Source organism: Rhodococcus sp. 852002-51564_SCH6189132-a (assembly GCF_001665495.1).
Lineage (GTDB): Bacteria > Actinomycetota > Actinomycetes > Mycobacteriales > Mycobacteriaceae > Rhodococcus > Rhodococcus pyridinivorans.
Window position 1 is genome coordinate 20789 of sequence record NZ_LZMJ01000066.1, and the last position, 20070, is coordinate 40858.

Below are 20070 nucleotides of genomic sequence, written 5' to 3' on the forward strand. Positions count from 1 at the left end.
GTCAGCGGCCGGAATGGCTGGGGTCACCGTGTGCGCCGGACCCCGGCTGCACCTCGCCGGTGCCTCCGGCGGTGAGGGTGAAGGCCGCGGTGCGAACCACTCCGTCGTGCTGGAAGTCGAGATAGAGGTGATAGGTGCCGGCACTCGGGACGGAGGTGTGGAAGACGACCTCGGGACCGGGTCGTGTGGTGCCGTCGCCGGGTGTCCCGTCCGGGTGGACGTGCAGATAGGCGAGGTCGCCGCCGCGCAGTGCCACCAGGTGTCCGTAGGCACCGAGATAGGGCTGCAGGTCGGTGAGCGGCCGTCCGTCCTTGCTCACCGTGAGGGTGAGCATCGCGTCGCTGCCCGACGACAGGTCGCCGTCGAGGGTGACCTCGTAGTCGTCGACGGTTGCGGTGCGGTTGTCGGCCTGCGGTGCGGCAGGAACGAATTCGCCTGCCACCGCGAGGTCGGTGCCCAACGTGAGCGGCTCTCCCCCGGTGGGTGTGAAGTCGGTGAAGACCCGCCACGTGCCGGGCGTGAGGTCGACGTCGACGGACCAGATGCCGGTGTTCTCGTCGAGCACGGGATGGACGTGCTGGAATCCGGTGAAGTCGCGACGCACGGCGATCAGGTGCAGCTCTTTGTCGTGGGTGACGTCGAAGTCGGTCACCGGCGCGCCGCCGGGACCGTTGATCGCGAATGTCAGGTTCCTGTCCTCGCCCGACTCGAGGTCGGTCTCGGCGAGTGCGAGGGCATAACCGTTCCGGTACGTCATCAGACCTCCCGGGATCTCCTCCACAGCAGGTGTTTCGGCGGCGCTGCCGGTGACGGTGCCATTACCGTGACCGGCGTCGTGGGCGCTCGCGGTCGGATCCTCGGTCTGCTCTTCCACCGGGCCGACGGCCGCGCCGACGAGCAACGCGATACCGAAGACAGCGGCTACGGCGGTGACGAAGCCGGTGAGCTTGGCCGGGGTGTTCATGCGAGGCTGTAGCCGGCCTCCTCGACGGCGGCCGCGACGGCGGCATCGTCGAGGGACTCGGCGCTCGTGACGGTGACGGCACCGGTGGCCAGATCGACCGCGACGTTCTCGACGCCCGGGATCTCCTGGACCTCTTCGGTGACCGACGCGACGCAGTGCTCGCAGGTCATGCCGGTGACGGTGTAGGTGCTGGTCCGGCTCATGGGAACTCCTCGGATACGGGTCTGGACGATCAGGAACGGACGAGTCGCGCGATGGCGTCGCCGGCTTCCTTCAACTTGAGGTCGGCCTCGTCGCCGCCGGCGCGCACGGCACCGGCCACGCAGTGCGCCATGTGCTCGTCGAGCAGACCGAGCGCGACGGCCTCGAGGGCCTTCTTCATCGCCGCGATCTGCGTGAGGATGTCGATGCAGTACTTCTCTTCCTCGACCATCCGCTGCAGGCCGCGGGCCTGCCCCTCGATGCGACGCAGTCGCTTGAGGTAGTCGGCCTTGGTGTTGTTGGCGATATAGCTGTGCTGATGCGCGTCGTCGTGTGCGACGGCATCGGTGTGCACGGTCTCGCTCGGGGTATTCGGCATCGGAATCGTCCTTGTCGCGTCGGTCGTCCTGCCAGATACCATACCCCCCTATGGTATGCACGGCAACCAACAGACTGCGCAGGCTATTTGCGCAGGTAGAGGCGCATGACATCGTGATGGCTGCAAGAGTGCCCAGCATCCCTCGAAAATGCGGGGCCGCTCCGAAGAGGTTCCGTAGCCGGTGGACGACATGCCCGAGCGCCTCACGAGGCGATCGAGCGCCTCGTAGCCGATTCGTCGCGGGACGTCACGGCACGTGCATCATCTTCCCGGCGAGGGTGAACAGCCGGCGGGAGAGCCGGATGACAGGGATACCCAGTGGGATCAGCAGGATCGTCACGCACAACACCGCACCCAGGAGCATCACCACGGCGGCGACGATCCCCAGAACGGTGCCGAGCAGGGCGGTGAGAAGTCCGAGCACGACATTCAGTAGGCCACTCAGAGCACGCATGACGACCTCCTACCCCCATCTCCCATTGTGCGCCGGTCTCGCGCTGTATCTCACCGGACCGCAACTCGCCGGCGCGCACGGCAATCGACGGACACGAGTACCCACCGGAGTGCCGGTACCGCGGAGTTGGTCGAGCGAGTAGCCGGATCGGGAAGGGCGCGGCCACCCTGCGCCCTTCCTTTCGCTCAGGGAAACCCGGTGCGGCGGCACACCAGCATGTGGTGGGCGCCCTTCTGGAATCGGTAGTCGACCTCCACGACCTCACCGTCGATGCCGTGTTCCCGGAGATCGGTGAGCAGTTCGTCCAGGTAGGGGCAGAGGACCGAGGTTCCGGACTCCACGAGCGGGAAGATGCGCAGTTCGTCCCGGGCGACACGCATCAGTTCCCGGATCGCGTCGAGGTGGAAGGTGCGGTCGAGTCGGTCGGCGTAGCTGAACAGCAGGTGCGAACTGAGCACGAGATCGAATGCCGCATCGGGGAACGGCAGGGAGGGCAACCACCCGGCGACATATCGGTGCGGATGCCGACGGATGTCCTCGGCGAAATCCCGGACCGCCTGCCGCCGCACCCGTGCGTGTTCGTCGGGGTCGGCGAAGAACGTCCAGTCGTAGTTCTCGGCGTGGTCCCGGATGTACCGGTTCCCGCGCTCGGCCTCAGCAGCGGCAACGACGGTGAGGTGCTCAGCGTCGGAGTCGGAGTAGGCCGTGTCGCAGGCCGTCACGTCACCACCGAGGCGGTTCACCACGGCGGTGAAGCCCGCCGCGCCGGCCGGGCAGTCCAGGATCCTCCGCGACAGATCGTCGTCGGAGAGGTCGAACATCGACCGGTACTCGTCCAGGGAGCGCGAGCTGATGAGGATCGCGCCGATATCTGCCGTGTTGGGAGTCACCGGGCCATCACCGCCCCATTAAAGCACGGCCGAAAAGGGCATCGGATCGGGGCCGGACAAACGAAAACGAGGTCACGATCTCCGAAGAGTTCGTGACCTCGTCCGTCGCAGTTCGTGGAACTGCACACTGTGGGCGAAGGGGGACTTGAACCCCCACGTCCCGAAGGACACTGGCACCTGAAGCCAGCGCGTCTGCCATTCCGCCACTCGCCCGAGCAACGCCGAAAACAGTAACACACACCGGAGCCGAACAACTATTCGCCTGGTCAGAGGGCCGCGAACACTTCCGGCTCGATCGCCGAGCACATCCGGGCGAGACGTGCCGCATACCGCAGGGTCGAATCCGGGGAAAAGTGGATACCATGCAGTGACGAGATCTGCATTGCGACACGCTGAGTACGGAAAGGGGGTCGCCATGGGCATCGCCCAGCGCTTCGAGCGCAAACTCCAGGCCGCGATCGGCGACGCTTTCGCCCGCGTGTTCGGCGGCGGCGTCGTGCCCCAGGAAGTCGAGGCGGCGCTGCAGCAGGAGGCAACGGACGGCGTCCGACAGCTCGATCGGGGCCACATGCTCGCCCCCAATCACTACGTCATCACGATCAGCGAAACCGATCACGACGCCCTCGCAGCGGATCGGGACTTGACTGTGAAGGCATTCTCCCGTCACCTTGAGGACTTCATCCGAGAACAGGGATGGCAGACATACGGTGAGATCCAAGTCGTCTTCGAGTCGTCGTCGGCACTGCACACCGGGCAGTTCCGGACTCGCGGCTCGGTAGATCCCGATGCGGGGCGCTCAGCGACGCGTGCTCCGTCACCGCGGAACCCGCAGAACCGCCCACCCGTGACCTCTGAACCAGGAGCTGGCCCAATGACGCAGAACCCCGGCTACGACCCCAGCCGTGACCCCGCCGAGGCGGAACCGCAGTACGCACGCAACGGTCACGCGCACGTCGGCCAGGAGCAGCGCTACAACCAGGGCTACGGCAACGCCGGCTACGACCAGGCTCCCGGCGGTTACGACCAGCAGGGCGGTTACGACCAGCAGGGCGGTTACGACCAGCAGGCGTACGGCCAGGCCTACAGCGAGCAGGACTACCAGCAGGGCGGTTACGACCAGCAGGGTGGCTACGACCAGCAGGCCTACGGCGCTCGAGGCGCCCAGCCGCAGGCGTACGGCCAGGACTACCCGCAGCAGGGCGGGTACGACCAGCAGGCGTACGGCCAGCAGGGTTACGCACAGCCCGGTTACGACCAGGCCTACCAGGACCAGGGCTACCAGCAGGGCGGCTACGACCAGCAGGCCTACGGCCAGCAGAGCTACGCACAGCCGGGTTACGACCAGCAGCAGGGCGGTTACGACCAGGGCTACGCCGCCGCGGCCCCCGGCTACGACCAGGGTTACCAGCAGGCCGGCTACCAGTCCCCCGCCGCCGGCCGGGTGCTGACCGCGACGCTCCAGCTCGAGGACGGCAGCGGCCGCTACTACCAGCTCCGCGAGGGCAGCAACATCATCGGCCGCGGCCAGGACGCACAGTTCCGCTTGCCCGACACCGGCGTCTCGCGTCGCCACATCGACATCCGCTGGGACGGCCAGGTCGCGATGCTCTCCGATCTCGGGTCGACGAACGGCACGACGGTCAACGGCGCCTCGGTGCAGGACTGGCAGCTCGCCGATGGTGACGTGATTCGCGCCGGGCACTCCGAAATCCTCGTGCGCATCCTCTGATCAGCCGGTATCGAAGGACCTACCGGACCCGTTCATACCGTCCGACGCGTGTGACAGCGCGTCGGACGCTGCATGGAGTCGTCCGGTGTCCGTATTGTGAGTGACCGCACGACCTGGAATACGACCGGTCGACTACCCCGAAGGAGGATGCACCGTGCAGGGGCTGATTCTGCAGCTGACCCGAGCGGGATTCCTCCTCCTGCTGTGGTTGTTCGTATGGGCGGTGTTGCGCACGCTCCGGTCCGACATCTACGCCGGTGCCGCGCGACCGCTCCCGCGTTACTCGCCCAAGCAGTCGGTGCTGCCGACGCTGAGCCGTAACAAGACCGCCAAGTACCTGGTGGTCACGCAGGGCGCGCTGGCCGGCACGAGGATCACGCTCGGCACCCAGCCGGTTCTCATCGGCCGTGCCGACGACTCCACACTCGTGCTGACCGACGACTACGCATCCACGCGCCACGCACGCCTGTCGCCACGAGGTTCCGACTGGTACGTCGAAGACCTGGGGTCGACGAACGGCACGTATCTCGACCGCGCGAAGGTCACCACCGCTGTCCGTGTCCCGCTCGGAACCCCGGTCCGGGTGGGCAAGACCGTGATCGAGCTCCGCCCGTGACCCTCGTACTCCGATATGCCGCCCGCAGCGATCGCGGCCTCGTGCGCTCCAACAACGAGGACTCCGTCTACGCCGGTGCCCGCCTGCTCGCCCTCGCCGACGGCATGGGCGGCCACGCGGCCGGTGAGGTCGCCTCACAGCTGATGATCGCGGCGCTCGCCCACCTCGACGACGACGAGCCGGGCGGCGACCTCCTCGGTAAGCTCGCCGCGGCCGTCCGCGAAGGCAACGCCTCCATCGCCGACCAGGTCGAGGAAGAACCCGAGCTCGACGGCATGGGCACGACGCTCACGGCCATCCTGTTCGCAGGCAGCAAACTCGGACTCGCCCACATCGGCGATTCCCGCGCCTATCTGCTGCGCGACGACCAGCTCACCCAGATCACCCGCGACGACACCTTCGTGCAGTCGCTCGTGGACGAGGGCCGCATCACCCCCGAGCAGGCGCACACGCACCCGCAGCGGTCGTTGATCATGCGCGCCCTGACGGGCAGCGAGGTCGAACCGACCCTCACCGTGCGCGAGGCCCGCGCCGGCGACCGCTATCTGGTGTGCTCCGACGGTCTGTCCGACGTCGTCAGCGACGAGACGATCGCCGACACCATGCGGCAGGGCACGCACGACGAGTGCGCCGACCGGCTCATCGAGCTGGCGCTGCGCAGCGGCGGCCCCGACAACGTCACCGTGGTCGTCGCCGACGTGATCGATCTCGACTACGGCCAGTCGCATCCCATCGTCGCCGGAGCGGCATCCGCGGACGACGACGAGGACACTCCCCCGCCGAACACCGCAGCGGGTCGCGCCGCCGCGATGCGGCCACCGCGCGCCACCCCGAAGCGGGTCATCAACAAGGCCCCGGAGCCGGCGCCGAAGAAGAAGCGCAGCCGCCTGTGGTGGCCGGTCGCCGCCGTCGTGATCATCGCGGTGCTGGTCGGTGGTCTGTTCGTCGGCCGCCAGCTGATCCGCAACAACTACTACGTCAGCGCCGACGACGGTCGCGTGACCGTGCTGCGCGGCATCCCCGGCGACGTCTTCGGCTACTCGCTGCAGGAGGCCGCGCGCGTCGGGTGCATCACCGACGAGGGCGACCTCACGCTCGTCGACCCCGCCAGCGCGTCGTGCCGGGTGATGCTCGTCGACGATCTGTGGCCTGCCGCCCGCGAACAGGTCCGTGCCGGTCTTCCGTCGGGGTCGCTCGACGACACCCGCGAGCAGATGCAGCGGCTCGCCGAACTGGACCTGCTGCCGGTGTGCACCCCGGAGGAACCCGAGCCCACTCCCGCACCGGCCCCCGGGCCGGGCGAGCCGGCGCCGGCTCCCGGACCGAACGGCACCCCGCCCACCGAGACACCCACGGTGCAGCCGCCGGCGTCCGGTGAGCCGCAGCCGGGCCAACCGGCACCGGCCTCCCAGCCCGGCGAACTGCTTCCCGGCGAGCCGACTCCCGGCGAACCCGCTCCGAACACGGAGCCGGCTCCCGAGCCCGCGCCCCAGATCCCCGGTCAGAACTGCAGGGTGGGCGCCTGATGTCGGTGTCCCATGGTGTGGGGGACTTCCCGAGCCCTCCGGGAGGTTTCGCCCCGGCGCCCGTCCAGTCGACCCGGCGCAACACCGAACTGGCCCTGATCGTCGCGGCCATCGGTGTCACGACGGTGTCGCTCATGCTCGTCGAGGTCTCGATGGAGCAGGCGCTGACCCTCGACCTGCTCAAGTACGGGGTGACCTTCGCTGCGCTGTTCCTCGCCGCGCACCTCGCGGTCCGGCGCTTCGCGAAGTACGCCGATCCCCTGCTGTTGCCGATCGTCGCGCTGCTCAACGGTCTCGGACTCGTGCTCATCCACCGGCTCGACCTGTCCGATCAGGAGAACGCCCGTTACATGGGCCTGCCGCCGCCGTCGCCCGATGCGACGCAGCAGGTGCTGTGGACGGCGCTCGGCATCGCGCTGTTCATCGTCGTGCTCGTGTTCCTGCACGACTACCGTCTGCTCGCGCGGTTCAGCTACACGCTCGGTCTCATCGGCCTGATCGCACTCGCGATCCCGGCCCTGCTGCCGAGCAGGTTCTCCGAGGTCAACGGCGCCAAGATCTGGATCCGGCTGCCCGGTTTCAGCATCCAGCCCGGCGAGTTCGCGAAGATCCTGCTGATCATCTTCTTCGCATCGGTCCTCGTGGCGAAGCGCGACCTGTTCACCACCGCAGGCAAGCACTTCCTGGGGATGGACTTCCCCCGCGCCCGCGATCTCGGCCCGATCCTGGCGGCCTGGATCATCTCGATCGGTGTGATGGTCTTCGAGAAGGACCTCGGCACGTCGCTGCTGCTGTTCACCACCGTGCTGGTGATGCTCTACATCGCGACCGAACGTGTCGGCTGGCTGATCATCGGATTCTCGTTGCTCGCCGTCGGCTTCTACGCGGCGTACCAGATGTTCGGTCACGTGCGGGTGCGCGTGGAGACCTGGCTCGATCCGCTCGCCGACTACAACAACACCGGCTACCAGATCTCCCAGTCGCTGTTCGGTCTCGCGACCGGCGGAGTCGCCGGCACCGGTCTGGGCAGCGGACGGCCGGGGCAGGTGCCGTTCGCGAAGACCGACTTCATCGTCGCCGCGATCGGTGAGGAACTCGGCCTGATCGGCCTGGCCGCCATCCTGCTGTTGTTCCTGATCCTCGTCGTCCGCGGCATGCGCACGGCGCTGGCGGTGCGCGACAGCTTCGGCAAGCTGCTCGCCGCCGGCCTGTCGTTCACCCTCGCCGTCCAGCTGTTCGTGGTGGTCGGCGGTGTCACGAAGTTGATCCCCCTGACCGGCCTGACCACACCGTTCGTGTCCTACGGTGGTTCGTCGCTGCTCGCAAACTATCTGCTCCTGGCTCTGTTGATGAAGATCTCGCACGCTGCCCGCCAACCCGCGATCCCCCGTAAGAAGGCGCCCACGCCGATCGCCGAGGCCAAGACGGAAATGATGGGGCGCGAATGAACGGTCCGCTCCGCAAGGTCGCGATGGCCGTGATGTTCATGGTCGTCGCGCTGCTCGCAAACGCCACCTACGTGCAGGTCATCAAGGCCGACGATCTCCGTACCGATCCGCGCAACTCGCGTGTGCTGATCGACGAGTACTCCCGTCAGCGCGGACAGATCGTCGCGGCCGGTCAGGCTCTCGCGGTGTCGGTGCCCACCGACAGCCGCTACAAGTACCTGCGCGAATACCCGGCGCCGCCGACCCAGCCGATGAGCCCGCTGGCCTACGCGCCGGTGACCGGCTTCTACTCGATGCAATACGGCAGCACCGGACTCGAACGGTCCGAGGATTCGCTGCTCAACGGTTCCGACAACCTGCTGTTCGGACGTCGACTGTTCGACCTGGTGTCGGGCCGCAACCCACGCGGCGGAAACGTCGTGTCCACGATCGATCCGGTCGTTCAGCAGGTGGCCTACGACGAGCTGACCTCGAAGGGTTACACGGGCTCGGTGGTCGCGATCGAACCGAGCACCGGCAGGATCCTCGGGATGGTGAGCACGCCGAGTTACGACCCCAACCGGTTGTCGGGACACGACGGCGCCGCGACCTCGCAGGCCTGGGACGAGCTCAACGCCGATCCCGAGAAGCCGATGCTCAACCGCGCGATCTCCCAGACCTATCCTCCGGGCTCGACCTTCAAGGTCGTCGTGACGGCGGCCGCGCTCGAGAACGGCGTCACCCCCGACACGCAGTTCACCGCAGCGCCGCAGATCACCCTGCCCGACACCGCGACGACCCTCGAGAACTACGGCGGGGCCGCGTGCGGCGACGCATCGACGGTGACGCTGCGGGAGGCGTTCGCGCGGTCGTGCAACACGGCCTTCGTCGAGATGGGCATCGACGACGGACGCGAGGCCCTGGTCTCGCAGGCGGAGAAGCTCGGCATCGGCGAGACCCTCGACGTCCCGCTGCCCGTCGCGGCGAGCACCGTCGGCCCCATCCCGGACGGCGCGGCACTCGGCCAGTCGAGCATCGGCCAGCGGGATGTGGCCCTCACTCCGTTGCAGAACGCGTCGATCGCCGCGACCATCGCCAACGGCGGGGTGCGCATGAAGCCGTATCTCGTCGACCGTCGGCAGGGGCCCGACCTGACGGTGCTCGAGGAGACCAAGCCCGAATCGCTGGGCCAGGCGATCTCGCCGGAGGTCTCGGCGACCCTCACCGACCTGATGATCGGTGCCGAGAACAACGCCGGCGGTGGCGGTGCCATCCAGGGTGTGCAGATCGCGTCGAAGACGGGCACCGCGGAACACGGCAACGATCCGCGGAACACCCCGCCGCACACCTGGTACATCGCATTCGCACCTGCACAACAACCCCGCATCGCCGTCGCGGTGATCGTGGAGGACGGCGGCGACCGAGCACTCGCCGCGACCGGCGGTTCGGTGGCCGCCCCGATCGGACGGGCCGTCATCTCGGCCGGATTACAGGGAGGCTGACATGGCTCTGAGCAGCGGCGCCATGATCGCCGACCGTTACCGTCTCCAGCGACTCATCGCGACCGGCGGAATGGGTCAGGTGTGGGAAGGACTCGACACCCGGCTCGACCGGCGGGTCGCGGTGAAGGTCCTCAAGGCCGAGTTGTCCGGCGACGAGGACTTCCTCGCCCGGTTCCGTTTCGAGGCCCGCACCACCGCCCAGCTCAACCATCCCGGCATCGCCGGGGTGTTCGACTACGGCGAGACCACCGACGCCGAGGGCCAGTCCATCGCCTATCTCGTGATGGAACTCGTACACGGCGAACCGCTCAACGCCGTCCTGTCGCGGCTCGGACGCCTGTCGCTGCCGCACGCGCTCGACATGCTCGAGCAGACCGGACGCGCCCTGCAGGCGGCCCACAACGCCGGCGTGGTGCACCGCGACGTCAAGCCCGGCAACATCCTCATCACCCCGACGGGCCAGGTGAAGATCACCGACTTCGGTATCGCGAAGGCAGTCGACGCCTCCCCGGTCACCCGCACCGGCATGGTGATGGGCACCGCACAGTACATCGCTCCCGAGCAGGCACTGGGTCAGGAGGCGACGTCCGCGAGCGACGTGTACTCGCTGGCCGTCGTCGGCTACGAGGTGCTGTCGGGACGCCGTCCGTTCCTCGGCGACAGCGTCGTGACCGTCGCGATGAAGCATGTCCAGGAGACCCCGGCGCCGCTGCCGACGGATCTTCCGCCCGAGGTGCGCGAACTCATCGAGATCGCGATGTCGAAGGACCCGGCCTACCGCTATTCGAACGGTGGCGAATTCGCCAACGCCGTCGCTGCGGTGCGGTCCGGACGGCCCGTGCCCCCGCCCGGCAACGTGCCGCCGGTGACCGGCGCCAACCGCGTGCTTCCGCCCGGCGTGCCCGGGACGACGGCCCACACTTCTTCGACCCGTGCCCTGCACCCGACGCAGTACGACCAGACGGCCTATTCGTCGGTTCCCCGCTCGGCTCAGCCGCCGACCGCCGGCCGTCCGCCGGTGGCAGGTCCGCCGACTACGGGAGTGCCCGCCGACGATGACGGACGACGGTCCCCGAGTCCCACAGCGCTGGCCTGGGCCGCAGGTGCGGCAGTGGTGCTCGCCCTCGTGACGCTGGGAATCGTGCTGTTGGGTGGCGACGACGAGGAGACCCCGCGCGCTCCGTCTCCGACGACGCAACTCACCACGACCCGCGCGACCACCACGACGACCCGTCCGCCGCTGACCACCACGACGACGTTCGTGCCGCTGCCGCCGCCCGTCGAGACGGAGACCTTCACGCCTCCTCCGACCACGACGACCACGCAGCCGCCGACGACCACGGTGGAGCCGACGACCGAGCCGACCACGACGCAACCGCCCACCACCACGACCGCCCCGACCACGACGACGACCACCACCACAGCGGAGGACACGGGTGGCGGCGACGGCGGCACGGGCGGCGCGGAGGGTAACGGCGACGACGAGACCGACCCCGAGGCCGCCGGTGGAGGGGACGACAATTCATCCGAAACCAGCAACGGTACGAACAACCAAGGAACGTCATGACCACACCCCGCAAGCTCTCCTCCCGCTACGAGCTGGGTGAGATCCTCGGCTTCGGCGGTATGTCCGAGGTGCACCTCGCGCGGGATCTGCGGCTCGGCCGGGATGTGGCCATCAAGGTGTTGCGCGCCGACCTCGCACGCGACCCCACGTTCTACCTGCGCTTTCGGCGCGAAGCGCAGAATGCCGCTGCGCTGAACCATCCGGCGATCGTCGCCGTCTACGACACCGGTGAGGCCGAGACCGAGGCCGGGCCGCTCCCGTACATCGTCATGGAGTACGTCGAGGGCGACACGCTGCGCGACATCGTGCGCGCCGACGGGCCGATGACCCCCAAGCGGGCGATGGAGATCATCGCCGACGTGTGCGCGGCCCTGGACTTCAGCCACCGCAACATGATCGTGCACCGCGACGTGAAGCCGGCCAACGTCATGATCAACAAGGCCGGCGCGGTGAAGGTCATGGACTTCGGCATCGCCCGGGCCATCTCCGACGCCGCGAGCCCGATGACGCAGACCGCCGCGGTGATCGGCACCGCACAGTACCTCTCCCCGGAGCAGGCGCGCGGTGAACAGGTCGACGCCCGGTCCGACGTGTACTCGGTGGGCTGCGTCCTGTTCGAGATCCTCACCGGCGAGCCCCCCTTCAAAGGCGACTCGCCCGTCGCGGTGGCCTACCAGCACGTGCGGGAGGATCCGCCGCTGCCGTCATCGGTGAATTCGTCGGTGCCGCCCGAGCTCGACTCGGTGATCCTCAAGGCGATGGCGAAGAACCCCGCGAACCGCTACCAGTCGGCCGCGGAGATGCGCAGCGACCTGATCCGCGTGCTGAGCGGGCAGCGTCCGAGTGCGCCGATGGTGATGACCGACGAGGACCGCACGACGCTGATCGACTCCGTCGACAACAACACGGGGCGGCACGGCCGCGTCGCGGCCGCCGGTGCCGCCGGGGCACCCGCCGAGGATTCCGGCGGCGGCTCAGTTCTCAGAAAGGTGCTGCTCGGCATCGCCGCGCTCGCCGTGGTCGGTATCGTCGGCGTCTTCCTGTGGTCGCTCGGACCCGGTTCGACGGCCGCCCAGGTCACGGTGCCCGACGTCCGCAACGTCTCCGCCGAGCTCGCCGAGAGCCAGCTGCAGAACGCCGGCTTCCGGGTCTCGATCCAGCAGAAGAGCGATCCGGTCGTCGCGAACGGCAACGTCATCAACACCCGTCCCGTGCCCGGGAGCCAGGCCGAGGAGGGTTCGACCGTCACCCTCGAGGTCTCGACAGGACCGGAACAGGTGCAGATCCCGCGGCTCGAAGGCATGACGCAGGAACGCGCAGCCCAGGAGCTGTCCGCCGCCGGTCTCCGGCTCGACCCGAACGTCGGACGTGCTCCGTCGAATGCCGACGACGAGGACCTCGTCGTCGACCAGAGCCCCGGTGCGGGAGCCAGCGTCGACCGCGACAGCCCCATCACCATCACTTTGGGATCCGGCCCCGAACTGGTGCGCGTCCCCAACGTCGTGGGCCAGACCGTCGAGGTGGCGAGCGACAACATCGAGGGTGCCGGTTTCGAGGTCGTCGTCGAGAACATCGACTCCAGCGAGACCGAGGGCACCGTCGTGTCGACGAGTCCGGCCGGTGGCGCCTCCACCGAACAGGGGTCGACGGTGACGGTGCGGGTGTCCAACGGCGACCGCATCGAGATGCCCGTCGTCACCAACCGGTCGGTGTCGGATGCACTCGCCGCTCTGCGCGGCGCCGGCTGGACGGGCAACGCCTCTCAGCTCCAGCAGACGCGTGAGGCGACACTCGATGTCGATCTCGTCGGCACCGTGATCACGCAGGCCCAGCCGCCGGGTTCGGAGATCTCGAAAAACCAGCCCCTCACCGTGGGCGTCGGTGTGCTCGGCATCCGCTGAACGAGCTTTCGACGAAAGGCGCCGATCCTCGAAGAACCGGCGCCTTTCTCGTCGGAAATGGGGTGCGTCAGGCGGCTCCGCCGTCGAGCGCGCGTGCCATCTGCGCCTCGAGGCGCGCGACGAGCGTCTCGTCCGGTGCCTCGCCGCAGGCCGCGAGCCAGTTCGCGAGCATGCGGTGACCACCCTGGGTGAGCACCGATTCGGGGTGGAACTGCACACCGTGGATCGGCAGCTCGGCGTGACGCAGGGCCATGACGATGCCGGTCTCCGTGTGGCCGGTGGGCTCGAGTTCGGCGGGCATCGTCTCGGGCAGCACGGTCAGCGAGTGGTAGCGGGTCGCGGTGAACGGATCGGGCAGGCCCGCGAGCACACCGGCACCGTTGTGACGAACCAGGCTGGTCTTGCCGTGCAGCAGCTCGGGGGCGCGATCGACGGTCGCGCCGAACGCGACACCGATGGACTGGTGGCCGAGGCACACACCGAGCAGCGGAGTGCTGCTGTCGGCACATGCCTTGACCAGATCGATGCTCGCCCCGGCGCGTTCGGGTGTGCCCGGCCCTGGGCTGAGGAGGATGCCGTCGTACTCCTTCGCGACCCGCGCGAGAGCACCCGGTGCGGTGAGCCGCTCGTCATCGTTGCGCCACACGTCGGCCGTCGTTCCGAGCTGCCCCAGATACTGGACCAGGTTGAAGACGAAGCTGTCGTAGTTGTCGACGACGAGAATGCGCATGAGACGAGGGTACTCAGTGGCCGGTAGAGGGCGACCCGCCCGGTGGCCGGTAGAGGGCGTCCCGCCCGGTGGCCGGCAGAGGGCGACCCGCCCGGTGGCCCGATTCGGACAGTGCTCCCGGGCACCGCTCAGCGCGCGGACGAACTACCGGTGTAGGCGGGGACCGACAGATCCTCCGACGCCTGCTGCGTGTAGCCGAGTTGATAGCGGGCCGCGTACTGCTTGTAGATGCGGATACCGGGCTCGGCGTCGAGCGCGGCCTGCAGCCGTGCCGGGTCGCCGAGCGCGGTGACGACATAGGGCGGTGAGTAGGTGCGTCCGTGCAGCAGCAGCGTGTTGCCGATGCAGCGTGGCGCCGACGTCGCGACGATCCGCTGATCCTGCATGGCCACGGCCTCGGCACCGCCGGCCCACATCGCGTTGAGCACGCTCTGCACGTCCTGCTGGTGCACGACGAGATCGTCGGGTGAGACACCGGACGGATAGCGCCCGTTGGCGTCGCGGGGTGCGTCGGTGAGAGTGACGGTCACGCCCGGACCGCGGCGGGCCACGAGTCCGGCCGGGTCCTCGATCGCGGACAGGTCGTCGAGCACCGCGGCGACGTCCTCGTCGTTCACCGCGGCACGGTCCTGGAGTTCGTCGATGCGGGTAGTGAGATCGTCTCGGGTGGCGGCCAGTTCGTCGGCCTTCTCCTGCGCGGCCCGGACCAGATCGGACAGTCGCGGGGAGTCGCCGGCGCGCAGTTCGTCGCCTTCGGACACTCCGCGGGTGGTACCCACGAGCAGCCCGGCCACGAGGCAGACGGCGAGGGTCGCGACACCCCACACGGGCGCGCGCAGTCGTCGTTCCGACACGTCGTACCTCCGATCCTGGCCTTACGTTAGCGTGATCTCAACAGGTAGTTGACCGACCACTCCATCCGTGTACGACGGGTGGAGACGTGAGAACGAGGACACCATGCCCAAGTCGAAGGTTCGCAAGAAGGACGTCTCCGCGACCCGGACGGTGAGCCGCACACCGGTGAAGGTCAAGGGCACGCCGTCGAGCACGTTGTATGTGACGGTGATGCTCGCCCTGATGGTCATCGGGTTGCTGTGGCTGATCGTCTACTACCTCGCGGCCGAGCAGATCACGTGGATGAACGATCTCGGTGCCTGGAACTTCCTGATCGGTTTCGGGTTCATGGTGGTCGGTCTGATCATGACGATGAACTGGCGCTGACCTCCACCCCGCTCGGGTTACACCGATGTTATTCATCCCCACCTGGGGATAACACTGTGCACAACCCGGTGAGAGGTCCCCGGGGAACGGATCGGAAGAGGACGCAGATGCCCGACGAGACACCGCTGCGGTGGGCGACGCCGCCCGCCGCGATAGCGGCGTTGTCGGCCGCCGGTATCGCCTTGGCCGTGACCGCCGCGGTTGCGGTTCCCGACGCGGCCGGTCGCGTACTGGTGGGTTTCGCGGCGGTGCTCGTCCTCGTGATGGTCGCGCTCGCGCTGCGGCAGCGTCCGCGTCTCGAAGTGCTCCCCGGAGGAATGGGGATCGCGACGATGCGGTTGACGGGTCGTCGCGAGTTCCCGCGCGCGGCCCTGCACCGCGTGCGGATCGTCGAGTACCCGCGCTTCGGGCGGCGCGTGCCGATGCTCGAGATCGACACGATCGACCCCGCAACCGGCACGGAGAACCTGATGATCTTCGGCCGGTGGGATCTGGGCACCGACCCGCGGAACGTGCACGCCGCGCTGGCGATGCGCGATCTCGCGCCCGATCAGACACCCAGTTGATCGCGTAGCCGCACGACGGCGAGCACGATCGCGACCAGCGTCATCGCGACGACCGCGACCAGCGCGATCCATCCGGTGCGCACGATGCGGTCCCGGTCGGTGCCGGCACCGAGATACTGCGGGGCGTAGAGCAGGGCCGCTGTCGCGGCGGCACCGGCGACGAGACCGCCCAGGTGACCCCACAGGGAGATGCCCGGGACGGTGATGCTGATGATCACGTTGAGGCCGACGATGGTCAGCACGGGTGCCGGGCTGCGACGCAGGCGCAGCAGGATGACGGCCTGCGCGCCGAGCAGACCGAAGACCGCTCCCGACGCTCCGGCGGTGACCGCTCCGGTCTCCATGAACATCACTGCGGCGGACCCGCCGAGGATCGACACGAGGTAGACCGAGAGGTACCGGGCGCGTCCGAGCACGAGTTCGGTGTCGCGCCCGATCACCCACAGGGCGAACATGTTGACGGCCAGATGGAGCAGGCCGAAGTGCAGGAATCCGCTGCCGAGGATCCGGATGTACTCGCCGTGCGCGGCGATGATGGGCGGCCACAACGCCCAGTCGAGGAACAGCGCCGAGCCCTGCTCGTTGGTCATCACGCTGCCCGACTGCGCGGCGGTGATGCCGAAGACGAGCACATTCAGCGCGATGAGCACGTACGTCACGATCGGCGAGGGCCGATCGGAACGGACGGGTGCGCCGGCGATGGTGCGGGCCTGCGGTGTCGACCGTTCGGCCGCGGCGACGCAGTCGACGCAGTGCTGACCGACCGAGGCGGGACGCAGGCACTCGGGGCACGCGAGCCGGCCGCATCGGGAGCAGGCGAGAAGGGTCGGGCGGTCGGGATGGCGAACGCACCGCGGCTGGGGTTGCGGGCCACCACCCTCGGCCGCGGAGCCCCAGCCGGGGTTCGTCATGGGAACTCTCTCAGGAGATGGTGATGCTGTTGATCACGACGTCGTCGACCGGGCGATCGGCGCGGTCGGTGGCGGTGGTCGCGATCGCGTCGACGACCTTCTTCGACTCGGCGTCGACGACCTCACCGAAGATGGTGTGGCGACGGTTGAGGTGCGGGGTCGGGCCGACGGTGATGAAGAACTGCGAGCCGTTGGTGCCCGGGCCGGCGTTCGCCATCGCGAGCAGGTAGCCGCGGTCGAACTGCAGCTCGGGGTGGAACTCGTCGGCGAACTGGTAGCCCGGGCCGCCGCGGCCGGTGCCGGTGGGGTCGCCACCCTGGATCATGAAGCCGTCGATGACGCGGTGGAAGACCGCGCCGTCGTAGAACGGACCGCTGGTCTCGCCCTTGGCGTTCTGGGTCTTGTACTCCTTGGTGCCCTGGGCCAGGCCGACGAAGTTCTCGACGGTCTTCGGCGCGTGGTTGCCGAAAAGCGCAATCGCGATGTCGCCGCGGTTCGTGTGGAGCGTGGCCGTTGCTGTCTGATGCGGTGAAGTCACCCCACCATGGTGCCATTGCCCGCTTCCCGGGCAGGACAGGCGGCGCGGGACACGCTCTCCGGTCACGACCACAGGTCCGGGCGGTATGGAAGAGTGGACGCATGAGCAAGCTGATTCATGCCGAGACCGACGACGTGTGGCTTCCGGCATTCGTGCGACGCCACGACGAATCCGGCAATCTCGCGGGTGCTCTCCGCGTGGCCGGCGAGGGCGCGGTAGCTCTCGCGCAGGGCTCGAGTGCGGCCGGACTGTTCGCAGCACGCAAGGGTCTGGACGTCGCGGGCGAACTGCTCTCGGTGGCCCGGCGGGCCGCGGCCGAGCGGTGTGCCGCGAAGTCGTCCTCTCGTCCGGAACGCACGGGCAGGCGGTTCGGTCTCGTCGTCGCCGGCGCGGTTGCCGTCGTGGCCGCAGGCGGGGTCGTGTTCTACCGGCGACGACGGCCGGATCACCCTCCGATCGCTCCGGAACCGCCGCGCGTGCGGCCCGCGGAGTCCGCCGCGACGACGACCGACGAGGCCGCCTCGACGCCGGTCTCCCCCGAGTCCACCGACACCTCGGAGGCCTGATCGCCGTCCGCGGTGCCGAATTCTCGTTCCGCCGATCGGATCTCGCGGTCGACGATGAGGCACGCCGCGAAGTAGAGCGCGCCGAGGAAAGTGAGCAGGACGGGGACGAAGGCCAGGAATTCCATGGCCACCTCCGTTCCGATCCGCGATGGGGATCGGCGAGTGACGGGCGGGGCACGTCGTCGGTGACTATTCGAGCGTAGGCGTGTCCGGGAGTACCCGCACGTCCCCGCCGACTTCCGCGGTAGTGATCTAGTTCACATCCGACTGCTTCATGATCGACTCGGCCGAACCTGTGATAAGAGGCACATCCGGGTGCATACTCACCAGTAGGCACGCGACCCGGAGGCAGTCATGGCAGAGAGCGCCGATGCCCGAACCCCACAGGTCACCGAGCGGCAGGCTCGTGAAGTAGCGGAGCAGGCGCGCGAATCCGAGTGGAACAAGCCGTCCTTCGCGAAGGAACTGTTCCTCGGACGGCTCACCCTCGACCTCGTCCACCCCTTCCCGCGACCGACACCCGACGAGGACTCCCGTACCGAGGAGTTCCTCGCACGCCTGCGCGCCGCGTGCAGTTCGATGGACGGCGGCCGCATCGAACGCGACGCGCGGATACCCGACGAATACGTCCGCGAGCTGGCCGAACTCGGCTGCTTCGGCATGAAGATCCCGCAGGAGTACGGCGGCCTCGGGCTGTCGCAGGTCGCCTACAACCGGGCCCTGACGGTCGTCGCCTGCGTGCATCCCAGCATCGGCGCGCTGCTGTCGGCCCATCAGTCGATCGGTGTGCCGGAACCGCTCAAGCTCGCCGGCACCCCTGAGCAGAAGCAGCGCTTCCTGCCGCGATGCGCGCGCGGCGCCATCTCGGCTTTCCTGCTCACCGAACCCGACGTCGGGTCCGACCCCGCCCGACTCGCGTCCACCGCCATCCCGGTCGAGGACGGCAGCGCCTACGAACTCGAGGGCGTCAAGCTGTGGACGACCAACGGGGTGGTCGCCGAACTGCTCGTCGTCATGGCCCGCGTACCGAAGAGCGAGGGCCATCGCGGCGGGATCTCCGCCTTCGTCGTGGAAGCGGATTCACCCGGCATCACCGTCGAACGCCGCAACTCCTTCATGGGCCTGCGCGGCATCGAGAACGGCGTGACCCGGCTGCACAAGGTGCGGGTTCCGAAGGAGAACCTCATCGGACGTGAGGGCGACGGGCTGAAGATCGCGTTGACGACGCTCAACGCCGGTCGCCTCGCCATCCCCGCGATGTGCTCGGGTGCCGGCAAGTGGGCGCTGAAGATCGCCCGCGAATGGTCGTCGGAGCGGGTGCAGTGGGGCAAGCCGGTCGGTGAGCACGAGGCCGTCGCCGCGAAGATCTCGTTCATCGCCGCGACCACCTACGCACTCGAGTCCGTCGTCGAACTGTCGGGCCAGATGAACGACGAACAGCGCAACGACATCCGCATCGAGGCGGCACTGGCGAAGTTGTGGGCGAGCGAGATGGGATGCCTCATCGCCGACGAACTCGTGCAGATCCGCGGCGGACGCGGCTACGAGACCGCCGAGTCGCTGGCGGCGCGCGGCGAACGGGCCGTTCCCGCAGAGCAACTCGTCCGCGACCTGCGGATCAACCGCATCTTCGAGGGGTCGAGCGAGATCATGCGTCTCCTCGTCGCCCGCGAGGCGGTCGACGCCCACCTGCGCGCAGCCGGCGAACTCGCCGACCCCGATTCGACGGGCAAGGAGAAGGCGCAGGCCGCGGTACGGGCGAGCGGGTTCTACGCCCGATGGCTCCCGAAACTCGTCACCGGCAAGGGACAGCTACCGCGGACCTACAACGAATTCGGTTTTCTGGCAACACATCTGAGGTACATCGAACGCAGCTCGCGCAAGCTCGCCCGCTCGACCTTCTACGGGATGGCCCGCTGGCAGGCCGGACTCGAGAAGCGGGAGAACTTCCTCGGACGGATCGTCGACATCGGAGCCGAGCTGTTCGCCGCGACCGCCGTGTGCGTGCGCGCCGAACGGCAACGCGTCGACGGGCACCCGGGAGCCGACGCGGCCTTCGAACTGGCCGACGCGTTCTGCAAGCAGTCGCGGCTGCGCGTGGAGAAGTTGTTCGACGCCCTGTGGACGAACACCGACGCCGAGGATCGTCGCACCGCGGCCGGCGTTCTCGAGGGCAGATACGAGTGGCTCGAGCGCGGTGTGCTCGATCCGAGCGAGGGCACCGGTCCGTGGATCTCCCGCTGGGAACCGGGCCCGTCGACCGAGACGAACGTCGCGCGCCGGATCATCGACACCCGTCACTCGGTGTAGACCCTGCACACGGATCCGGCCCGCACCCCGGAAGGGAGTGCGGGCCGGATCGATTGCGGATTCGAAGGAGCG

The 20070-nt window shown here is 68.4% G+C and carries 20 protein-coding genes and 1 tRNA gene; 11 read left to right on the forward strand and 10 right to left on the reverse strand.

Annotated features, from left to right (window positions below):
• Nucleotide 1 precedes the first annotated feature (1 nt).
• From A5767_RS15620 to A5767_RS15645, 6 genes are all read right to left on the reverse strand, one after another.
• Nucleotides 2-964: a hypothetical protein gene (locus A5767_RS15620; protein WP_064852645.1), complete on the reverse strand. Its 963-nt coding sequence runs from the start codon at nucleotides 962-964 to the stop codon at nucleotides 2-4.
• A complete protein-coding gene (locus A5767_RS15625; protein WP_039584454.1) occupies nucleotides 961-1167 on the reverse strand; it encodes a heavy-metal-associated domain-containing protein in 207 nt (68 codons plus the stop codon). The genes A5767_RS15620 and A5767_RS15625 overlap by 4 nt, the downstream gene beginning before the upstream one ends.
• Nucleotides 1168-1196: 29 nt before the next feature.
• On the reverse strand, nucleotides 1197-1544 hold the full coding sequence (locus A5767_RS15630) for a metal-sensitive transcriptional regulator (protein ID WP_033098102.1): 348 nt from the start codon (nucleotides 1542-1544) through the stop codon (nucleotides 1197-1199).
• Between the two features lie 247 nt (nucleotides 1545-1791).
• A complete protein-coding gene (locus A5767_RS15635) occupies nucleotides 1792-1998 on the reverse strand; it encodes a hypothetical protein (protein WP_033098101.1) in 207 nt (68 codons plus the stop codon).
• 185 nt (nucleotides 1999-2183) lie between these two features.
• Nucleotides 2184-2888 carry a methyltransferase domain-containing protein gene (locus A5767_RS15640; protein WP_006553306.1) on the reverse strand — a complete coding sequence of 235 codons (705 nt, stop codon included), beginning with the start codon at nucleotides 2886-2888 and terminating at the stop codon, nucleotides 2184-2186.
• 130 nt (nucleotides 2889-3018) lie between these two features.
• Nucleotides 3019-3101 (reverse strand) — tRNA-Leu (locus A5767_RS15645).
• A 202-nt stretch (nucleotides 3102-3303) separates the two neighbouring features.
• Between A5767_RS15645 and A5767_RS15650 the strand changes: the two genes are divergently transcribed.
• The 7 genes from A5767_RS15650 (at nucleotide 3304) to pknB (ending at nucleotide 13156) form a co-directional block, all read left to right on the forward strand.
• Nucleotides 3304-4617 carry a DUF3662 and FHA domain-containing protein gene (locus A5767_RS15650; RefSeq protein ID WP_064852646.1) on the forward strand — a complete coding sequence of 438 codons (1314 nt, stop codon included), beginning with the start codon at nucleotides 3304-3306 and terminating at the stop codon, nucleotides 4615-4617.
• A gap of 154 nt (nucleotides 4618-4771) precedes the next feature.
• Nucleotides 4772-5233: an FHA domain-containing protein FhaB/FipA gene (locus A5767_RS15655; RefSeq protein WP_006550946.1), complete on the forward strand. Its 462-nt coding sequence runs from the start codon at nucleotides 4772-4774 to the stop codon at nucleotides 5231-5233.
• Nucleotides 5230-6759: a PP2C family protein-serine/threonine phosphatase gene (locus tag A5767_RS15660; protein WP_064852647.1), complete on the forward strand. Its 1530-nt coding sequence runs from the start codon at nucleotides 5230-5232 to the stop codon at nucleotides 6757-6759. The genes A5767_RS15655 and A5767_RS15660 overlap by 4 nt, the downstream gene beginning before the upstream one ends.
• The gene (locus tag A5767_RS15665; RefSeq protein WP_006550944.1) at nucleotides 6759-8207 is read left to right on the forward strand and encodes an FtsW/RodA/SpoVE family cell cycle protein; all 1449 of its coding nucleotides are present in this window, start codon (nucleotides 6759-6761) and stop codon (nucleotides 8205-8207) included. Before A5767_RS15660 ends, A5767_RS15665 begins: the two co-directional genes overlap by 1 nt.
• Nucleotides 8204-9688: a peptidoglycan D,D-transpeptidase FtsI family protein gene (locus A5767_RS15670; protein WP_006550943.1), complete on the forward strand. Its 1485-nt coding sequence runs from the start codon at nucleotides 8204-8206 to the stop codon at nucleotides 9686-9688. Before A5767_RS15665 ends, A5767_RS15670 begins: the two co-directional genes overlap by 4 nt.
• Nucleotide 9689: 1 nt before the next feature.
• The gene (locus A5767_RS15675; RefSeq protein ID WP_064852648.1) at nucleotides 9690-11255 is read left to right on the forward strand and encodes a serine/threonine-protein kinase; all 1566 of its coding nucleotides are present in this window, start codon (nucleotides 9690-9692) and stop codon (nucleotides 11253-11255) included.
• A complete protein-coding gene (gene pknB / locus A5767_RS15680; protein WP_064852649.1) occupies nucleotides 11252-13156 on the forward strand; it encodes a Stk1 family PASTA domain-containing Ser/Thr kinase in 1905 nt (634 codons plus the stop codon). Before A5767_RS15675 ends, pknB begins: the two co-directional genes overlap by 4 nt.
• Before the next feature lie 67 nt (nucleotides 13157-13223).
• On the opposite strand, the gene A5767_RS15685 is transcribed toward pknB, so the two are convergent.
• Complete coding sequence (locus A5767_RS15685; RefSeq protein ID WP_006550940.1) at nucleotides 13224-13886, reverse strand: aminodeoxychorismate/anthranilate synthase component II; 663 nt, start codon at nucleotides 13884-13886, stop codon at nucleotides 13224-13226.
• Nucleotides 13887-14014: 128 nt separating this feature from the next.
• Complete coding sequence (locus A5767_RS15690; RefSeq protein WP_064852650.1) at nucleotides 14015-14740, reverse strand: DUF881 domain-containing protein; 726 nt, start codon at nucleotides 14738-14740, stop codon at nucleotides 14015-14017.
• 103 nt (nucleotides 14741-14843) lie between these two features.
• Between A5767_RS15690 and crgA the strand changes: the two genes are divergently transcribed.
• Nucleotides 14844-15107: a cell division protein CrgA gene (crgA, locus tag A5767_RS15695; RefSeq protein WP_006550938.1), complete on the forward strand. Its 264-nt coding sequence runs from the start codon at nucleotides 14844-14846 to the stop codon at nucleotides 15105-15107.
• Nucleotides 15108-15214: 107 nt separating this feature from the next.
• Entirely contained in the window at nucleotides 15215-15673 is a 459-nt protein-coding gene (locus A5767_RS15700) for a PH domain-containing protein (RefSeq protein WP_033098098.1), read from the forward strand.
• Here the strand turns inward: A5767_RS15700 and A5767_RS15705 are convergent.
• Nucleotides 15658-16584 (reverse strand): rhomboid family intramembrane serine protease, encoded by a 927-nt coding sequence (locus tag A5767_RS15705; protein ID WP_064852651.1) that lies wholly within the window; start codon nucleotides 16582-16584, stop codon nucleotides 15658-15660. The two genes, A5767_RS15700 and A5767_RS15705, sit on opposite strands and share 16 nt — an antisense overlap.
• Before the next feature lie 10 nt (nucleotides 16585-16594).
• Complete coding sequence (locus A5767_RS15710) at nucleotides 16595-17122, reverse strand: peptidylprolyl isomerase (protein WP_024102562.1); 528 nt, start codon at nucleotides 17120-17122, stop codon at nucleotides 16595-16597.
• A gap of 101 nt (nucleotides 17123-17223) precedes the next feature.
• On the opposite strand from A5767_RS15710, the gene A5767_RS22705 reads away from it, so the two are divergent.
• Together A5767_RS22705 and A5767_RS15725 are read left to right on the forward strand one after the other, a co-directional pair.
• Nucleotides 17224-17688: a hypothetical protein gene (locus tag A5767_RS22705; protein WP_006550934.1), complete on the forward strand. Its 465-nt coding sequence runs from the start codon at nucleotides 17224-17226 to the stop codon at nucleotides 17686-17688.
• 354 nt (nucleotides 17689-18042) lie between these two features.
• On the forward strand, nucleotides 18043-19998 hold the full coding sequence (locus A5767_RS15725; RefSeq protein ID WP_064061431.1) for an acyl-CoA dehydrogenase family protein: 1956 nt from the start codon (nucleotides 18043-18045) through the stop codon (nucleotides 19996-19998).
• Nucleotides 19999-20070 lie beyond the last annotated feature (72 nt).